This is a genomic window from Clostridium sp. AF27-2AA (genome assembly GCF_003478505.1).
In the GTDB taxonomy this organism is placed as follows: domain Bacteria; phylum Bacillota; class Clostridia; order Lachnospirales; family Lachnospiraceae; genus Brotaphodocola.
The window spans coordinates 22,280-23,189 of sequence record NZ_QUFI01000042.1 but is presented as its reverse complement, the minus strand read 5'-3'; the positions used below and the strand labels follow the sequence as shown (position 1 = coordinate 23,189).

The window sequence follows — 910 nt, the reverse complement described above, 5'->3', positions numbered from 1 at the left end:
GAAGACGATAGCTAGTTACCCAGAATTTAAGCGCTTACGTTTCTTTTGCTTATTCAATGTAATATAAATATATAGAAATAGCATATCAGAAAAAAATGACACTTTTTTCTGATATGCTATATTGATATCGCGAAATTTAACCGAATCAAGTAAATCCCCTGCTTCAATTGCGAATATCCGATTGACTGACATTTCAGAATGAGTATTGTATTTTCTTTTCCCTTTACTTTAATTATAAAAAGCAAGGGGGATTTTTATACCTTGCCTCAGAATAAGAATGTGTTATATAATCCCGTCTTTGACAGTTTGTAAAAGAAAAAATCGCTGCAACCCTTGTATTTACTGGGCTGTGGCGATTTTTCTCATTCATTCAAAATCTTCGAGGATCTTTTTCTCTAATGGTTTCAGCGATGTCTGTTCGTTTGAATTCCCTGAAAAGAGGGAGAAAGCAAGGGGGATCCCGTCCCCGTTCATAAACAGGCTCATCTGAATGATCGGGTTGGGTCTGTGTTCTTTGCTTTTTCCATACTTTTTGATTCCATCTTCCTGTTCGATCTCAAAGTAATAATTGGAACAGTCATAATAAAGGATCTTGTCATTCCTTTTTCCAAGAAAGTGGCTGTTTTTGTAAACATCAGCCTGAATAAGGTCACATTCGCTGCCAATAACATCTAATGCCCTGTATACATCATGAAGCTCATAAGAAGGCTTTTCTAAAAACTCATGTGCTGTCCTGAATGAAGAACGCTTGCTGCATGGATCCAGGATCCTTGTATAGATCAGATCAGAAAGAATCGCATTGATATCGTATTTAAATTTATATTTTTGTTTTAATTTCCTACAGACTTTATTCATCTGCAGCTGATAATAAACAGGCTGTGGAAAGAGATAACCTCCACGGAAAAAGATT

General features: G+C 35.9%; 1 pseudogene. It reads right to left on the bottom strand.

The features are described from left to right. Positions 1 to 366: 366 nt before the first annotated feature. Positions 367 to 910: pseudogene (locus DWY84_RS17880) on the bottom strand (transposase); the annotation flags it as partial.